This window comes from Streptomyces sp. NPDC020875 (genome assembly GCF_040641415.1).
GTDB lineage: Bacteria > Actinomycetota > Actinomycetes > Streptomycetales > Streptomycetaceae > Streptomyces.
This window is the reverse complement of record NZ_JBFADP010000008.1, coordinates 18,740-34,213: the sequence shown is the minus strand read 5'-3', so window position 1 is coordinate 34,213 and position 15,474 is coordinate 18,740. Positions and strand designations below refer to the sequence as shown.

The window sequence follows — 15,474 nt, the reverse complement described above, 5'->3', positions numbered from 1 at the left end:
CCCCGGTCCCCCGCCGACGGCGGCGCCCCGCGTCTCACCCCCCGTGCGCCGGGCGCCGCCACCCCCGCTCCGGCGGGGCGCGGTCCGGTGCCGCCGCCGGGCCGCCGACAACTCCACAGAGTGCCGACGGGCCCCGGCCGCGGTGTCCGGGCGCCCGGTGGGGCTCAGTCCCCGATGAGCGCGTCGACGAACGCCTCCGGTTCGAAGGGCGCCAGGTCGTCCGGGCCCTCGCCCAGTCCGACGAGCTTGACGGGTACCCCCAGCTCGCGCTGGACGGCGATGACGATGCCGCCCTTGGCGGTGCCGTCGAGCTTGGTCAGGACGATGCCGGTGATGTCGACGACCTCGGCGAAGACCCTCGCCTGCACCAGCCCGTTCTGACCGGTGGTGGCGTCGAGGACCAGCAGGACCTCGTCGAGCGGGCCGTGCTTCTCCACGACCCGCTTGACCTTGCCCAGCTCGTCCATCAGGCCGGTCTTGGTGTGCAGCCGGCCGGCGGTGTCGATGAGGACGACGTCGGCGCCCTCGGCGATGCCTTCCTTGACGGCGTCGAAGGCGATGGACGCCGGGTCGCCGCCTTCCGGTCCGCGTACGGTACGGGCGCCGACCCGCTCGCCCCAGGTCTGGAGCTGGTCGGCGGCGGCGGCCCGGAAGGTGTCGGCGGCGCCCAGGACGACGGAGCGGCCGTCGGCGACCAGGACCCGGGCGAGCTTGCCGGTGGTGGTGGTCTTGCCGGTGCCGTTGACGCCGACGACCATCACGACACCGGGGGTGTCCACGCCGCTCTCGGTCTTCACCGCGCGGTCGAAGTCGGTGCCGAGCAGGGTCAGCAGCTCCTCGCGGAGCAGGGCGCGCAGTTCGACGGGGGTCCGGGTGCCGAGGACCTTCACCCGCTCGCGGAGCCGCTCCACCAGTTCCTGGGTGGGGGCGACCCCGACATCGGCGGTGAGCAGGGTCTCCTCGATCTCCTCCCAGGTGTCCTCGTCGAGGTGCTCCCGGGACAGCAGGGTCAGCAGACCCTTGCCGAGGGAGTTCTGGGAGCGGGCGAGCCGGGCGCGCAGCCGGACCAGCCGGCCCGCGGTGGGTTCGGGGACGTCCAGCGGGGGCGCGGCCTCGGCGGGGGCCTCGGCGGCGGTCTCGGGGACGGTCGCGGCGGGCGCCTCGGCGGTGTCGGGGAGCCCGACCTCCTCGATGGTGCGGCGCGGTTCGTCCCGTGGGGTCTCGGCCTCGTCGCCGACGTGCGGCTCGGCGGGCGGAGCGGTGATGGTCGGGGTGGTCCGCGGGGCCGACGGCGGCAGCTGCTTCTTGCGGCGACCGCTGATCACGAGCCCGCTGATGGCGCCGACCGCGACCAGAGCGATGACTACAGCAAGGATGACGATTTCCATAACCCACCCAGTATCGGTCACACCCCCTCCGCCCGGGCCGGGCACGCCCGGACGAGGGCCGCGCGCCGTCCCCGGGCCGGGGTGGTCGGAGCCGTAACGGCGCCTACGGCTCCGGAGCCGTACGCCCCCTCGGGGGTGATCAGGTCCGGGCCGCGCACCGTTCCCGGGCCGGGCGGCCGGGGGCGTCGGGGCCGTCGGGGCGGAAAGCGGAAGGGCCGGAGGCGGCCGGGGGCGGTGGCCGAAAATCCGATGACTCCTCACGGATGCCCGGGTTAGCGTCCCGGCCATGACCGTTGTGGAATATCGGACCATTCCGGAGGCGGAGCTGGACCGCGCCCTGGATCTGCACTATCTGGTCTTTCTGCAGAAGGACCCGGAGGGGGAACTCCGGAAGCTGCACCGGGAGATTCTGGAGCGCTGTCTCCGGATCGGCGCCTATGAGGACGGGGAGCTGGTCGGGCTGCTGGGGGCGCACGCGATGTCCCTGTCGGTGCCGGGCGGGGAGCTGTCGTGCGCGGGGGTGACCTTTGTCTCGGTCTCCCCGACGCACCGCAGGCGCGGGGTGCTCAGCGGCATGATCGCGGAGCTGTGGCGCCGGTGCGCGGAGCGCGAGGTGCCGCTGGCCGCGCTCTGGGTGTCGGAGGCGACGATCTACGGCCGGTTCGGCTTCGAGCCGGCGACCCGTTCCTACTCGGTGGAGATCGACACCGAGCATCCGCTGGAGCTGCGGATCGCCCCGGACGAGCGACCGCTGCGGCTGGTGCCGCCGGAAAAGGCGCCAAAAGTGATCGGCGCGGCCCATCGGACCGCGCGGGAGGGGCGCGCGGGCCGGGTGGGCCGGGACGAGTTCTGGTGGCGTACCCATATCCTCCCCGACGAGGACGGGGAGAACGACGATCTGAGCGCGCCGCGCGTGGTGACGATCGGCGATCCGGGCGCTCCGCCCGCAGGCTATGTGATCTACCGGACCGAGTCGAACGACGAGGGCCGGGGGCGGCTGCACATCGGTGAGCTGGAGGCGGATTCGCCCGCGGTGGCGGCGGCGCTGTGGCGGTACGTCACCTCGGTCGATCTGGTGGACAAGGTGCGGGCGTGGGGCCGGCCGCTGGACGATCCGCTGCTGCGGTTCGCCGCCGACCGGGACCAGGTGAGCGTCGTCCAGGAGTTCCCGGCGCTCTGGCTGCGGCTGGTGGACGTGCCGGGGGCGCTGGCCGGACGGGCCTGGTCGGCCCCGGTCGATCTGGTGCTGGAGGTGACGGACGCCGGTCTGCCGGAGAACGCGGGCCGCTTTCGGCTCACCGTCACCGGCACGGGCGCCGACGGCGTCGGCACAGGGGGCGATGACGCCGGTCCGGTGGTCCGGGTGGACCGTACGGAGGAGGCACCGGATCTGACCCTGGACGTACGGGAGCTGGCCGCCTGCTATCTCGGTGATCTCGACCCGGCCGAGCTGGTCCGGGCCGGACTGGCCGTCGAGCACACGGCGGGCGCGGCGGCCCGGCTGGGTGCGGCGTCGCGTACCGAACTGCTGCCGCACACCACCGACGAGTTCTGACGGCAGACCGGTAGGCGGGGCTCTCAGGGCGTCGGCGCGCCCGGCCCCGCCGGGAGGGCCCCGCCCGCGCCCCGGCCGACGGCGGCCCAGTTCTGGAGTTCGGTTGTGGCCGTGGCCTCGATCTCGGCGAGCAGCCGGTGCCGGGTCTCGTCGTCCCGGCTCGCCTCGGGTACGGTCGCGTACCGCCGGACCGCCAGATGGAGCCGCATCCATGCCTCGGCGGCCAGCACGTACCGCTCGTTGTGGTGGAAGACCTGCCGGAATCCGCCGATGAAGACGGCGGCTCCGGCCACCGACGCGGTGATCGCGGCGGGGGCCTGGATCCCGGCGGCCACCACGGTGGCGGCGCCGGTCAGCAGGGCGGTCAGCTCCACGGTCCAGTGGAAGCGGCGGGAGCGGTCGCGGATCCGGGCGTACCAGGCCAGTTGCTCCTCGGCGTAGGCCAGTACGGCCGCCTCGTCCGGGCCGGGCGTCCCGGGTATCCGTCCGGTGGGCGCCGACGGGTCCGCGGGCGCCGGCGAAACGGCGGACGCCGGGGAAGCGGGAAGCATGGCGGGGACCGGAGCCGCCGGGGGCTCGGCCGGGGACACCGGCGTCGTCTCTTCGGCGGGCACGGGGGATTCCGGAGGGCTGGTCGACATGGGGCCCATGCTGCCGCACCCGCCGTCCCCGCCGCCTCTTCTTCCGACGTCACGTCATACAGCGCGCGGTGACCGGCCGTCCGGCCACCGGGGCGCGTCCGGTCAGCCCATCTCCTCCAGCGCCTTGCCCTTCGTCTCCTTCACGAAAAGGAGGACGAACGGGATGGAGAGCGTGGCGAAGCAGGCGTAGACGACATAGGTGGCCGACAGATTCCAGTCCGCGAGGCTGGGGAAGCTGGCGGTGATCGCCCAGTTGGCGATCCACTGCGCGGAGGCCGCCACCCCGAGGGCCGCCGCTCGGATCCGGTTGGGGAACATCTCGCCCAGCAGTACCCAGACCACCACACCCCACGAGAGGGCGAAGAAGAGTACGAACACATGGGCGGCGACCAGCGCCACCGCGCCCTCGGTGCTGGGCAGTTTCCCGTCGACCAGCGGCGCCGAGAAGGCCCATGCCTCGAGGGCCAGGGCGACCGCCATTCCGGCGGAGCCGATCAGGGCCAGCGGACGGCGCCCGATCCGGTCCACCAGCACCATCGCGATCACGGTACCGACGATATTCACGATGGAGGTGGTGAAGGAGTAGAAGAAGGAGCCGGAGGGGTCGATACCGACCGACTGCCAGAGCGTCGTCGAGTAGTAGAACACCACATTGATGCCGACGAGCTGCTGGAAGACGGAGAGCCCGATCCCGACCCAGACGATCGGCAGAAAGGCGAACCGGCCGCCCAGCAGGTCCTTGAAGGTCGACTTGTGTTCCCGGTGCATGGCCTGCTGGATCTCGGCGACCCGGTGGTCGAGGTCGATGTGCTCGCCCTCCACCTCCACCAGGACCTGCTTCGCCCGCTCCACCTTGCCCGCCGACAGCAGATAGCGGGGCGATTCGGGGATGGCGAAGGAGAGGAGCCCGTAGAGCACGGCGGGGACGACCATCACCCCGAGCATCCACTGCCATGCCTCCAGGCCGCCGATCTCGCCCCGCTGGTCGCCGTCGGCGATCTGCAGGATGCCGAAGTTCACCAGCTGGGAGACGGCGATGCCGATGACGATCGCCGCCTGCTGGAAGGAGGCCAGCCGTCCCCGGTAGGCGGGCGGGGAGACCTCGGCGATGTACGCGGGCCCGATCACGGACGCCATGCCGATGGCGAAGCCGCCGATGATCCGCCACATCGCCAGGTCCCAGAGGGCGAACGGGAGGGCGGAGCCGATCGCGCTGGCGGTGAAGAGGACGGAGGCGATCCGCATACAGGCGATCCGGCCGATCCGGTCGGCGATCCGGCCCGCCGTGGCGGCCCCGATCGCACAGCCGATCAGGGCGATCGCGATGACCTGGGCGAGTTCGGCGGAGCCGATGTCGTACCGGTCGCGGATCGCCTCGACGGCGCCGTTGATGACGGAGCTGTCGTAGCCGAAGAGGAAGCCGCCCATCGCCGCGGCGGCGGTGATGAAGACGACGTGGCCGAGGTTTTCGGCATGGGCCGGAGAGGGCCCCGGCGGGGATGGGGGCTGCGCGGTGCTGGACACGTCTACTCCTGGGGCCGACTCCGGTGGGAGCCCTTCAAGTGGCGCACACCTTGTCGTGGCGCACCACTTGAGCTGCTGCTTCGGTGTCCGCGAGGGCCCGGTTCGGTCGGCTGTGCCCGGGACGGCGGGACCCGTCCGGGGGCCGGGCGGGCACGGCCGTCGCCTACCCGGCGGAGTCCGGATCATCCCCCGTGCCAGCTCGGGCCCGCACCCGCCGCGCCCCACCGGGGATTGAGCCCCCGTCACCCGAACGGCTCAGACGATCGCGCCGCTACGGCTGTACGGCCCCGGGCCCGGCCCGGCGCCCCGATGTCGTACGGCTCACTCCCCCGGGCCCCGCGTCTCCGGCTCACCGGCTGACCGGCTGACCGGACGGCCGACCGGCGCCGTTCGTGGCCCGGCCGGTTCCCGCGCCTCCGGTGCCGCGCGGAGCGCGGAGTGGTCACCGCAGCCGCTGGCTGATCACCTTCGAGACCCCGTCGCCCTGCATGGAGACCCCGTAGAGCGCGTCCGCGACCTCCATCGTCCGCTTCTGATGGGTGATCACGATCAGCTGGGACGACTCCTGCAGCTCCTGCATGATCCGGATCAGCCGCTGGAGATTGGTGTCGTCCAGCGCCGCCTCGACCTCGTCCATCACATAGAAGGGGCTGGGCCTGGCCTTGAAGATGGAGACCAGCATCGCCACCGCCGTCAGGGACCGCTCACCGCCGGAGAGCAGGGAGAGCCGTTTGACCTTCTTGCCCGGCGGCCGGGCCTCCACGTCGATACCGGTGGTGAGCATGTTCTCGGGGTCGGTCAGCACCAGCCGCCCCTCGCCGCCCGGGAAGAGCCGGGAGAAGACGCCCTCGAACTCGCGCGCGGTGTCCCGGAACGCCTCGGTGAAGACCTGCTCGACCCGCTCGTCGACCTCCTTGACCACCGACAGCAGATCGGCCCGGGTCTTCTTCAGATCCTCCAGCTGTTCGGAGAGGAACTGGTGCCGCTCCTCCAGCGCCGCGAACTCCTCCAGGGCCAGCGGATTGACCTTGCCGAGCTGCTGATAGGCGCGTTCGGCGGCTCTGAGGCGCTTCTCCTGTTCGGCCCGGTCGAAGGCCCTGGGCAGATTGCGCGGATGCCCGGGGTCCTCCGGCAGCTCCTCGCCCTCGGCGGGCGGGGACGGCGGTACGGGCTGGTCGGGGCCGTAGTCGGCGACCAGCCCCGCGGGCTCCACCCCCAGCTCCTCCAGCGCCCTGGTCTCCAGCTGTTCGATCCGCAGCCGCTTCTCGGCGCCCAGCACCTCGCCCCGGTGCACGGAGTCCGTCAGTTTGTCGAGACCGGCCTTGAGATCGCGGCCCCGGGCCCGGGCGGTGCCCAGCGCGCCCTCCCGTTCGGCCCGGGCGGCCTCGGCGGCGGTACGTTCCTCCTCCGCCCGGCCCAGCGATACCTCCACATGGGCCAGCAGTGTCCGGGTACCGGTGGCGACGGCCGCCGCCACCTCGGCCTCGTACCGCAGCCGGGCGCGCAGCCGCTCGGCCCGCGCCCTGGCCTCGCGCTCCGCGCGCGCCCCCCGGTCGAGGGCGTCGGCCCGGCCCGCCAGTCCCTTCACCCGCTCCTCGTGGGTACGTACCTGGAGCCGGGCCTCCATCTCGGTCTGCCGGGCGTTGGCGCCGTCGGCGGCGAGCCGGTCCCGTTCCTGGGTGTCGGGTTCCTCGGCGTCCTCCCCGTAGGGCGCCGCCTCCTCGGCCGCCGCCAGGCGTCCGGCGACCTCGTCGGCTTCCTCGCGGGCGCGTTCCAGCGCCGCACCGGCTCGGTCGACGGCCGCGCCGGTGCGCTCGGCCTCGCCCTCGGCGGCCCGCGCCTGGCCCTGGAGCGTGCCGAGGCGGCCGGAGAGCGCGGACTTCTCGCGTTCGGCGGTACGGCGGCGCTCCCCCAGTTCCTCGACGAGCGCGGCGCTCTCCGTCCGCCGCCCGGCGGCGCTCTCCCGGGCGTCGGTCAGTTCGGCGCAGCGGGTCTCCAGGCCGGCGAGTTCGGCGGCGGCCTCGTCGACCGACGCCTGGACCTCCAGCAGGGTGGGCGCCCCGGCGGAGCCGCCCTGGGCGAAGCGCGCGCCGAGGACGTCGCCCTCGGCGGTGACGGCGGTGAGCCCGGGGCGGGCGTAGACGAGTTCCTCGGCCTCCTCCAGCGTGCCGACGACGACGGTGTCGCGGAGGAGTCCCCGGACGGCGGGCATCAGTTCGGCGGGGCCCCGCACCAGATCGGCGGCGTGGACGAGACCCGGGCGCTCCTCGCGCGGCGGGCCGGGTGCCTCGGGGGCGTCGCCCAGCAGTATCGCGGCCCGGCCCGCGTCGGACTTGCGCAGCAGTCGCAGCGCCTCGGCGGCGGCGGCCGGGCCGGTGACGGCGACCGCGTCGGCGGCGGCGCCGAGGGCCGCGGCGACCGGGATCTCGTGCCCCGGGGTGACGGCGAGCAGTTCGGACGCCGGTCCCAGCAGGCCGGTCAGCCGGTCCCGGGCGGCGAGCAGGGCGCCGGTGCCGTCCTTGCGGCGCAGCCCGAGGGCGAGGGCGTCCCGGCGGGCGGCGACGGCGGCCCGGCGCCGTTCGGCGTCGCCGAGGGTGTCCCGGGCCGTGGTCAGGGCGGTCTCGGCGCCGGCCAGCGCGCGGCGGGCGGCGTCATGGCGTTCGGCGAGTTCGGTGTCCCCGGCGTCGACGCCGTCGGCCTCGGCGCGGAGTTCCTCGTACGCCTCGCGGGCGGTGACCGCGCGTTCCCGCGCCTCGTCGCGGGCGACGGTGAGCCGTTCGATCTCGGCCTGCGCGGAGGCGGCCCGGCCCCGGGCGGCGGTGGTCTGGGCGCCCAGCCGGGCCAGGCCCTCCCGGCGGTCGGCGATGGCCCGGGCGACGTCCTTGAGGCGGCGTTCCTCGGCGGCGAGCCGCCGTTCGAGGTCGGCGCGGTGGGCGACGGTGTCCTCCAGGGCGTGTTCGGCGGCTTCGAGGGCGGCCTCCAGTTCGGCCTCCTGCTCCCGGATCCGGGCGGCCTCCCGCTCCATGTCCTCGGGGTCGCGGCCGCGCCGTTCGTCGGCCGGGCGGTCGGTGGCGCTGCGGACCCGGGCGTCGGCGAGGGAGACCGTGCCGCGGACGCGTTCGGCGAGCCGGGAGAGTTCGTTCCAGGTCTGCCGGGCGCGTTCGAGGCGCGGCGCGATCCGGCGTACCTCGTCCTCCAGGTCGGCCTCGCGGGCGAGGGCGTCGCGCAGTTCCCGGGCGGTGCGCTCCCTGCGTTCCTTGAGGGCGGCCTCGTCGGCGATCTCGGCGCTGAGCGCGGCCCGCAGCCCGACCAGGTCGTCGGCGAGGAGCCGGAGCCGGGCGTCGCGGAGATCGGCCTGGATGACGGCGGCCCGGCGGGCGACGGCGGCCTGTCGGCCGAGGGGTTTGAGCTGGCGGCGCAGTTCGTCGGTGAGGTCCTGGATCCGGGCCAGGTTGGCCCGCATGGCGTCCAGTTTCCGCAGCGCCTTCTCCTTGCGCTTGCGGTGTTTCAGTACACCCGCGGCCTCCTCGACGAAGGCCCGGCGGCCCATCGGGTCGGCGTGGAGTACGGAGTCGAGACGGCCCTGGCCGACGATGACATGCATCTCCCGGCCGATACCGGAGTCGGAGAGCAGTTCCTGGATGTCGAGGAGGCGGCAGGTGTCGCCGTTGAGCTGGTACTCGCTGCCGCCGTTGCGGAACATGATCCGTGTGATGGTGACCTCGGCGTACTCGATGGGGAGGGCGCCGTCGGAGTTGTCGATGGTCAGGGACACCTCGGCCCGGCCGAGCGGGGGCCTGCCGGTGGTCCCGGCGAAGATGACGTCCTCCATCTTGCCGCCGCGCAGCGACTTGGCCCCCTGCTCGCCCATGACCCAGGACAGGGCGTCCACCACATTGGACTTCCCGGAGCCGTTGGGGCCCACGACACAGGTGATGCCGGGCTCGAACCGCAGGGTGGTGGCGGAGGCGAAGGATTTGAAGCCGCGGAGGGTCATGGCCTTGAGGTGCACGCAGCCGGACTCTACCTTTCGGTGCGCCCGGTGCCCCGGTGGCCACCCGTGGTTCGGTCGCGGTTTCACCGGGGGAGGCGCAGGGCACATCTGTCGGTAAGGCACGGGGCCGGGGTCGGACCCCGACCGTGGTGGAGTGCCGGGGAGCGACGAGGGGCGGATCGGCGGGGCGGGGCGGACGGTTCCGGAGGTCGTACGGGGCGGCCGGGCAACAGACCAAAGCGGACCAGTACGGACCATGCGAACAGCACGGACGACGGGGACGGGGCGAGGGAAGATCGAGTAGGAAGAGAAAGAAAGAAGGGACGCCGAGGCGTCCCTTGCATATCTTCGCGCGATGGATCTCCGGTGGATCTCCGGGCTCAGGTGAGCGCCGGCTCCGCCTGCGGTACGTCGATGTCGATGCCGTCGAGCAGCGACTCGCGGGGGTGCTGGGCGACAGCGGCGTTCAGCGCGTCGTTCTCGACCTGGATCCGTGCGAGTTCGGATTCCAGGTCCTGGACACGCTGCTGCAGCCGTCGCATCTCGGCGAGGAGTCGCGGGTCGGAACCGCCGACGTAACCGAGAAGCGCCTTTGCCATGATGGATGGTCCTCCACAATGAGTGACCGACCGATGCGGTGTGGGTCGTGAGGGATTCGCACCCGCTGGTGCCCGACAGAGTGACTGACGCTGATCTCGCTGCGGTTCCTACTGCCGAACAGCTAGGGTGCGCGGGGCTTCCAGAGTCTCACCAAAAAGTTTGACGGTCAACACGATCACGCCCCGCTGCGGGGGCGGCACCGACCGGCATCCGGCCGCCTCGGGGGCGGCGCGGGCGGTCTTCCGGGGCCCGGGGGCGTGGAGATCATCCGTTCCCGCGCAGCCTGGCACGAACCGCCGACCTTGGCAACCACCAGGCTGTTTCCCGCTCGGGAGGGTGCCGGGGACGGTCTGCGGCGTCCGCCGTGCGGGTGGTGTCCGGGGCGCCGGGTCAACGGATCGCGAATCCGTCGTATCCCCCGCGAGGCGTGTCCCAGATCTCAGTGACACCGTCGACGCGCCCGGGTGTGTCGCCGGAGCGGAGCCACTCCAGGAGACGGTGGCAATTCTCACGTGACCCCTCGGCCACCACCTGCACCCGGCCGTCGTCGAGATTGAGGGCGAATCCCGTGAGCCCGCCGATCTCCAAGGCGTTTGCCCTGGTGAACCAACGAAAGCCCACTCCCTGTACTCGCCCGCGTACCCAGGCCGTCAGTCGTGCGGCGTCATTCATGGCGTCAAGGTAGCCGCCGTACGGTCCGCACTGCTTCCTCAGGAGGCACTTCCGTCACTCGGCTCATGGCGTACAGTCCCCTCGCAATGAACGTCACCCGTTCGGGCGAGCCCGTCTCCGGTTTTGCCCGGATGGGGTCCGGTAAGCGATGTGTTCGTGCGCTCCGGGTTCCGCGGTACGAGGAAGGCACAGCCAGATGGGACGTCATCGAAGCACCACCAAACGCCGGGGTGTGCCCGTGCGTACGGGGCTGCTCGGCGCTTCCGCCGCGGTGGCCATGGGTGCCGTGGCCATGGCGTCGGGGCTGCTGCCCGGCGGCGACACCCTGGTGACCGGGGGCGAGGCCGCGCCCGGCAAGGCGGTCGGATCCCAGGGCCCGCCGACGCTCCAGACCCAGGGCGACAGCGGCTCGGCGGCCACGGCCGGAACGCCCGGTTCGGGCCCGTCGGCCCCGCATCTGCCGTCACGGTCCCCGAGCGGCTCCCCGGCGGCGAAGAAGCCGTCCCCTTCCCCGTCGGAACGGGAGAAGGCGGACGCGGCGGCCCGTGAGCGGGCCGAGCGGGAGGCCCCGGCGTCCCGTAAGGCGACCGTCCCCGCGCAGCGCACCGGCGGACACGACACCGCGGACTCGAAGCGGAGCGCGCCCCCGGCCCCGAAGAGCAAGGCTCCGGAGCGGAAGCGGACCGCCGCGACCACCACCGAGTCCGCGATGGAGGCCGAGGTCCTGGAGCTGGTGAACCAGGAGCGTGCCAAGGCGGGCTGTGCTCCCCTGCGCTACGACGCGGGACTGGCGAAGCTCGCCGGGAACTTCAGCTCCGACATGGCCGGGCGCGGCTTCTTCGACCATACGGACCCCGACGGCGACACCCCCTGGGACCGGGCCGAGCAGGCCGGGGTGAAGAACCTGGCGGCCGAGAACATCGCCCGGGGCCAGGGCGACGCGGCGGCGGTGATGGACGCCTGGATGAAGAGCGAAGGCCACCGCGCGAACATTCTGAACTGCGACTACAAGACCCTCGGCGTCGGTGTCCACCTGGGCGACGGCGGCCCCTGGTGGACCCAGAACTTCGGCTACTGATTCCCGGGCCCTCGAACTCCGGGATCCGGGCGATCCCGGTGACCGGGGGTCCCGTTCCCCGGCGGCCCGGTGATCTGCCGCCCCGTTGAGCGCCCGGCCCCGGGCCGGATCTCGCGCCGTCAGGGCCGGGGCGGGCGCTGGCAGCGGGGACAGTAGTAGCTGGAGCGGTTCATCCACGGACGGCGCCGGATCGGCGTACCGCAGCGGCGGCAGGGCTCGTCCTCCCGCCCGTAGGCGTCGAGCGACCGGTCGAAGTATCCGGATTCGCCGTTCACATTCACATAGAGGCTGTCGAAGCTGGTGCCGCCCTCCGCGAGGGCGGCCGTCATCACATCGCGGACATGTCCGAGCAGTTCGGCGGCCCGGGGCCGGTTGAGGCCCGACGTGAGCCGGTCGTAGTGCACCCTCGCCCGCCACAGCGCCTCGTCGGCGTAGATATTTCCCACCCCGCTGATCAGCGTCTGGTCCAGCAGGGCCCGTTTGACGGTGGTCCGCCGCAGTCGCAGGGCGACCAGGAACGCCTCGTCGTCAAAGGCCGGATCGAGCGGGTCGCGGGCGATATGGGCGATGGCCGACGGCAGCCCGTCGGGGGTGTTCTCGTGGACCGACAGCCCGCCGAAGGTGCGCTGGTCGACAAAGCGCAGCTCGGTCCCGATGGTGTCGTCGAAGCGGAACCGGATCCTCAGATGCCGATCGTCGGGCGCGCCTTCGGGCTGGACCAGCAGCTGGCCGCTCATCCCGAGATGGCCGAGGAGCGACAGGTCCCCGTCGCCGATCCGGAACCAGAGGTACTTGCCCCGGCGGCAGGCCGGGCCGAGGCTCTGCCCGGTCAGCCGGGCGGCGAAGTCGACGGCACCGGCCGGATGGCGGCGGACCGCCCTCGGATGGCGGACCTGGGTCTCGGCGACGGTCCGTCCGGTGACCCATCGCATGAGTCCCCGGCGTACGACCTCGACCTCGGGCAGTTCGGGCACGGCATCCTCCGGTTGCGCTCTCGCCGACGCCCGCAGCGTACCGCCGAACGGGGGTCGTGAACGGCGTCGAGCCCCCTCCCCGGCATCGCCGGAAAGGGGGCTCGGACCTGCGGTCGCCCCATCGGGCGGAAGCAGTGGTCAGGCGTCGGCCCGACCACCGTTCCCGGTCTCGCCCCGGTCCGTCCCGGGGGCTTCCGCTTGCTGGTTCTTCTCGGCGGCCAGGCGTGCGTCGGCGGCGCTGCGGATCTCCCGCCAGGCCGCCTCGGCGGCCTGCTGCTCCGCCTCCTTCTTACTGCGGCCGGTGCCGGTGCCGTACGAGACACCACCGACGCGGGCGGCAGCGGTGAAGGTCTTCTCGTGGTCCGGACCCGTCTCCGTGACGAGGTACTCCGGGACCCCGAGGCCCTCGGCGGCGGTCAGTTCCTGGAGACTGGTCTTCCAGTCCAGACCGGCGCCCAGGTTGGACGACTTCTCGATCAGCGGGTCGAAGAGCCGGTGTACCAGCTCCGACGCCGCGTCGAGCCCCTGGTCGAGGTAGACGGCGCCGATCACCGCTTCGAGGGTGTCGGCAAGGATGGACGCCTTGTCCCGGCCGCCCGTGCCCTCTTCACCACGGCCGAGCCGGATGAAGGAGCCCAGGTCGAGGCCGCGGCTCACCCCGGCGAGCGCGCGCGAGTTGACCACCGCGGCCCGCAGCTTGGCGAGCTGCCCCTCCGGGAGGTCGGGATGGCTGCGGTAGAGGGTATCGGTGACCACCAGGCCGAGAACGGAGTCCCCGAGGAACTCCAGCCGCTCGTTGGTGGGCAGACCGCCGTTCTCGTACGCGTACGAGCGGTGGGTCAGCGCACGCACCAGAAGGGCGGACTCGACCTGATAGCCGAGCCGCCCTTCCAGAAGCGCGTGGGGCGAGGCTGCGTCGACCGCGTCGGCGTTGTCCGCCGGCTTTTCGTCTCCGGCGTTGGACAGCTCAGACATCGGGCCTCTCACCAGCCGCTCAGACCTCGAGGACCTGGCGCTTGTTGTAGGTGCCGCAGCTGGGGCACGCGATGTGCTGCAGCTTGGGCTCCTGGCAACGCTCACACGAAACCAGGGTGGGGACCGCAGCCTTCCACTGCGACCGGCGGTGGCGCGTGTTGCTGCGCGACATCTTCCGCTTCGGAACAGCCACGGCTACTTCTCCTGCTTCTCGTCGACGCCGGAGCCGGCGCCGCCCATGTTGTCCTTCTCGCCGTCCCGAACGGTGTCGGCGAGTCCTTGCAGTGCCGCCCAACGAATGTCGACGGCGTCGTGGTGGTGGTCCGGGTCGTCGTCGAGCCGGATTCCGCACTGGGCGCAGAGTCCGGCACAGTCCTCCCGGCACACCGGCTGCATCGGCAGGGCGAGCACCACCGCGTCACGCAGCACGGGTTCGAGGCCGAACAGGCCGTCCTCGAGAAAGAGAGTGTCCTCGTCCTCGTCGTCGTCGCCGGGCTCCGCGGCTCGGCCGCGTCCCCGGTCGTCGGCGGCGGGGTACGTGAACATCTCCTGGAAGTCCGCGGCGACGTCGAGTCGCAGCGGCTCCAGACACCTTACGCACTCCCCCTCGGCCGACGCACGGGCGGTGCCCGTGACGAGCACCCCTTCCATGACCGACTCCAGGCGGAGTTCCAGTTCGACGGGCGCGCCCTCGGGCACGGCCACGACGTCTTCGATGCCCAGGTCCTTCGGCGCCGGCACGGAGCGGGAGAGCCGCTGGAGCGCGCCGGGACGCCGCCCCAGCTCGTGTGTGTCGAACACGAGGGGGTCGCGGTGGTCGAGGCGGGCGTTCAGGGGTCTTCCTGCTTTCGGGTCGTGCCGACGCGCCGGGCTGATGCGTCGGAGGGGAGGGCCGCCGTCCCCGGCGAGGGGATACAGGCAGCCGGGATCGCGAACGAGGCGCGACCGAAGAGCCAGGATACTGGACCGGGCGCCGTCGGCCCAATCCGGCCCCGATCGTCCCGGCCGCGGCCGGGCGGAGCGCCGCCGCGGGCCGGGTTTCCCCGGCCGGGCCGCGCGAGAAATCCGCCCGGGATCCGGGCCGTACCCGCACCGTATCCGTACGGACCGTGACGCCGCGCACCGGACCGGTGCGGGGGGCGAGCGGGGGCGCGGTGGACCCCTTGCGACGCCGACGCGCGGTGGACCCCGGTCGGCCCCCGCCCCGGGCCGGGCGGGGCAGGGGCGGGGCGGTTCAGCCTCCGGTCGCCGGTCCGGCCGGGAAGGGGCGGCCGGGCGGCTCGGCGAGACCGGCCAGATACTCGGCGTCGCTGGTGGCCCGCTCGGGGACGTCGAGCGCGTCCGGGAACCCGGCCGGATCGTCTCCCGTCCGCGCGTACAGGGTGCGGCGTCCGCGTCCGACCGCGTCCAGGGTTCTGGTGAGTACGGTCTCGAAGGCGTCGAGGGTGGCGCGGGCGGAGGCGTCGGCCCGCTCGGCGACGACCACCGGATCCGGTACCGCCGGTTCCGGCGCTTCCGGCGCCTGCGGCGGTGCCGGTGCGCGGGGGCCGGGGACCTCGGGGGCGGCGTACGGCTCCGGGTACGGGCCCGGCAGCCGCTCCCGGCCCACGGCGACCGAGCCGATGGCCTTGGTGAGGACGACCTCGAAGTTGGCCAGCTTGGAGTCGACGTACCGGTCGGCGTCGGTACGGATCTCGGCGGCGGCCCGGTGGGCCTCGGCGAGGATCCGGCCGGCCTCCGCGTCCGCCTCCCGGGCGATCCCGGTACCGGAGAGCAGGGCGGCCCGTTCGGCGCGGGCGTCCTCGACGATCCGGCGCGCCTCCGCCCGGGCTCCGTCGACCAGCCGCTCCCGTTCGCCGATCAGCTCCCGGGCCCGGTCGAGGGAGCCGGGCAGCGCCGCCCGCGCCCCTTCGACCAGGGCGAGCAGTTCGGCCCGGTTGACGACGCACGAGGCCGACATGGGCAGCGACCGGGCGCCGTCCAGCGCCGCGGCGATCTCGTCGAGCTTCTTCTGCACATCCACCGGGGTTCCGCCGTTCCTGCGCTGGTACGGGAGTCGCGCGGACGACTGTA

13 protein-coding genes are annotated in these 15,474 nt (G+C 73.1%); 2 read left to right on the top strand and 11 right to left on the bottom strand.

The annotated features are described in order from the left end of the window. Nucleotides 1–164: 164 nt before the first annotated feature. Nucleotides 165–1,388, bottom strand: a complete 1,224-nt coding sequence (gene ftsY, locus AB0G74_RS06610) for a signal recognition particle-docking protein FtsY (RefSeq protein WP_361141406.1) — start codon at nucleotides 1,386–1,388, stop codon at nucleotides 165–167. Between the two features lie 286 nt (nucleotides 1,389–1,674). Between ftsY and AB0G74_RS06605 the strand changes: the two genes are divergently transcribed. Then, entirely contained in the window at nucleotides 1,675–2,943 is a 1,269-nt protein-coding gene (locus AB0G74_RS06605; protein ID WP_361141404.1) for a GNAT family N-acetyltransferase, read from the top strand. 23 nt (nucleotides 2,944–2,966) lie between these two features. On the opposite strand, the gene AB0G74_RS06600 is transcribed toward AB0G74_RS06605, so the two are convergent. From AB0G74_RS06600 to AB0G74_RS06580, 5 genes are all read right to left on the bottom strand, one after another. After that, on the bottom strand, nucleotides 2,967–3,584 hold the full coding sequence (locus AB0G74_RS06600; RefSeq protein ID WP_361141402.1) for a DUF4231 domain-containing protein: 618 nt from the start codon (nucleotides 3,582–3,584) through the stop codon (nucleotides 2,967–2,969). A gap of 102 nt (nucleotides 3,585–3,686) precedes the next feature. Next, a complete protein-coding gene (locus AB0G74_RS06595; protein WP_361141400.1) occupies nucleotides 3,687–5,108 on the bottom strand; it encodes a sugar porter family MFS transporter in 1,422 nt (473 codons plus the stop codon). Between the two features lie 442 nt (nucleotides 5,109–5,550). Then, on the bottom strand, nucleotides 5,551–9,120 hold the full coding sequence (gene smc, locus AB0G74_RS06590) for a chromosome segregation protein SMC (RefSeq protein ID WP_361141399.1): 3,570 nt from the start codon (nucleotides 9,118–9,120) through the stop codon (nucleotides 5,551–5,553). Nucleotides 9,121–9,482: 362 nt separating this feature from the next. Next, nucleotides 9,483–9,701 carry a hypothetical protein gene (locus AB0G74_RS06585; RefSeq protein ID WP_361141397.1) on the bottom strand — a complete coding sequence of 73 codons (219 nt, stop codon included), beginning with the start codon at nucleotides 9,699–9,701 and terminating at the stop codon, nucleotides 9,483–9,485. Nucleotides 9,702–10,092: 391 nt separating this feature from the next. Next, on the bottom strand, nucleotides 10,093–10,374 hold the full coding sequence (locus AB0G74_RS06580) for an acylphosphatase (RefSeq protein ID WP_045852843.1): 282 nt from the start codon (nucleotides 10,372–10,374) through the stop codon (nucleotides 10,093–10,095). Nucleotides 10,375–10,570: 196 nt separating this feature from the next. Between AB0G74_RS06580 and AB0G74_RS06575 the strand changes: the two genes are divergently transcribed. Beyond that, nucleotides 10,571–11,452 carry a CAP domain-containing protein gene (locus tag AB0G74_RS06575; RefSeq protein ID WP_361141395.1) on the top strand — a complete coding sequence of 294 codons (882 nt, stop codon included), beginning with the start codon at nucleotides 10,571–10,573 and terminating at the stop codon, nucleotides 11,450–11,452. 119 nt (nucleotides 11,453–11,571) lie between these two features. Here AB0G74_RS06575 and mutM read toward each other — a convergent pair whose 3' ends face one another. From mutM to AB0G74_RS06550, 5 genes are all read right to left on the bottom strand, one after another. Continuing rightward, entirely contained in the window at nucleotides 11,572–12,426 is an 855-nt protein-coding gene (mutM, locus tag AB0G74_RS06570; protein WP_361141393.1) for a bifunctional DNA-formamidopyrimidine glycosylase/DNA-(apurinic or apyrimidinic site) lyase, read from the bottom strand. Nucleotides 12,427–12,564: 138 nt separating this feature from the next. Continuing rightward, nucleotides 12,565–13,401, bottom strand: a complete 837-nt coding sequence (rnc, locus tag AB0G74_RS06565) for a ribonuclease III (protein WP_361141391.1) — start codon at nucleotides 13,399–13,401, stop codon at nucleotides 12,565–12,567. Nucleotides 13,402–13,420: 19 nt separating this feature from the next. After that, a complete protein-coding gene (gene rpmF / locus AB0G74_RS06560) occupies nucleotides 13,421–13,594 on the bottom strand; it encodes a 50S ribosomal protein L32 (RefSeq protein ID WP_003965982.1) in 174 nt (57 codons plus the stop codon). 2 nt (nucleotides 13,595–13,596) lie between these two features. Continuing rightward, a complete protein-coding gene (locus AB0G74_RS06555) occupies nucleotides 13,597–14,235 on the bottom strand; it encodes a YceD family protein (RefSeq protein ID WP_361141559.1) in 639 nt (212 codons plus the stop codon). A 400-nt stretch (nucleotides 14,236–14,635) separates the two neighbouring features. Then, complete coding sequence (locus AB0G74_RS06550; protein ID WP_361141389.1) at nucleotides 14,636–15,424, bottom strand: hypothetical protein; 789 nt, start codon at nucleotides 15,422–15,424, stop codon at nucleotides 14,636–14,638. Nucleotides 15,425–15,474: the final 50 nt, after the last annotated feature.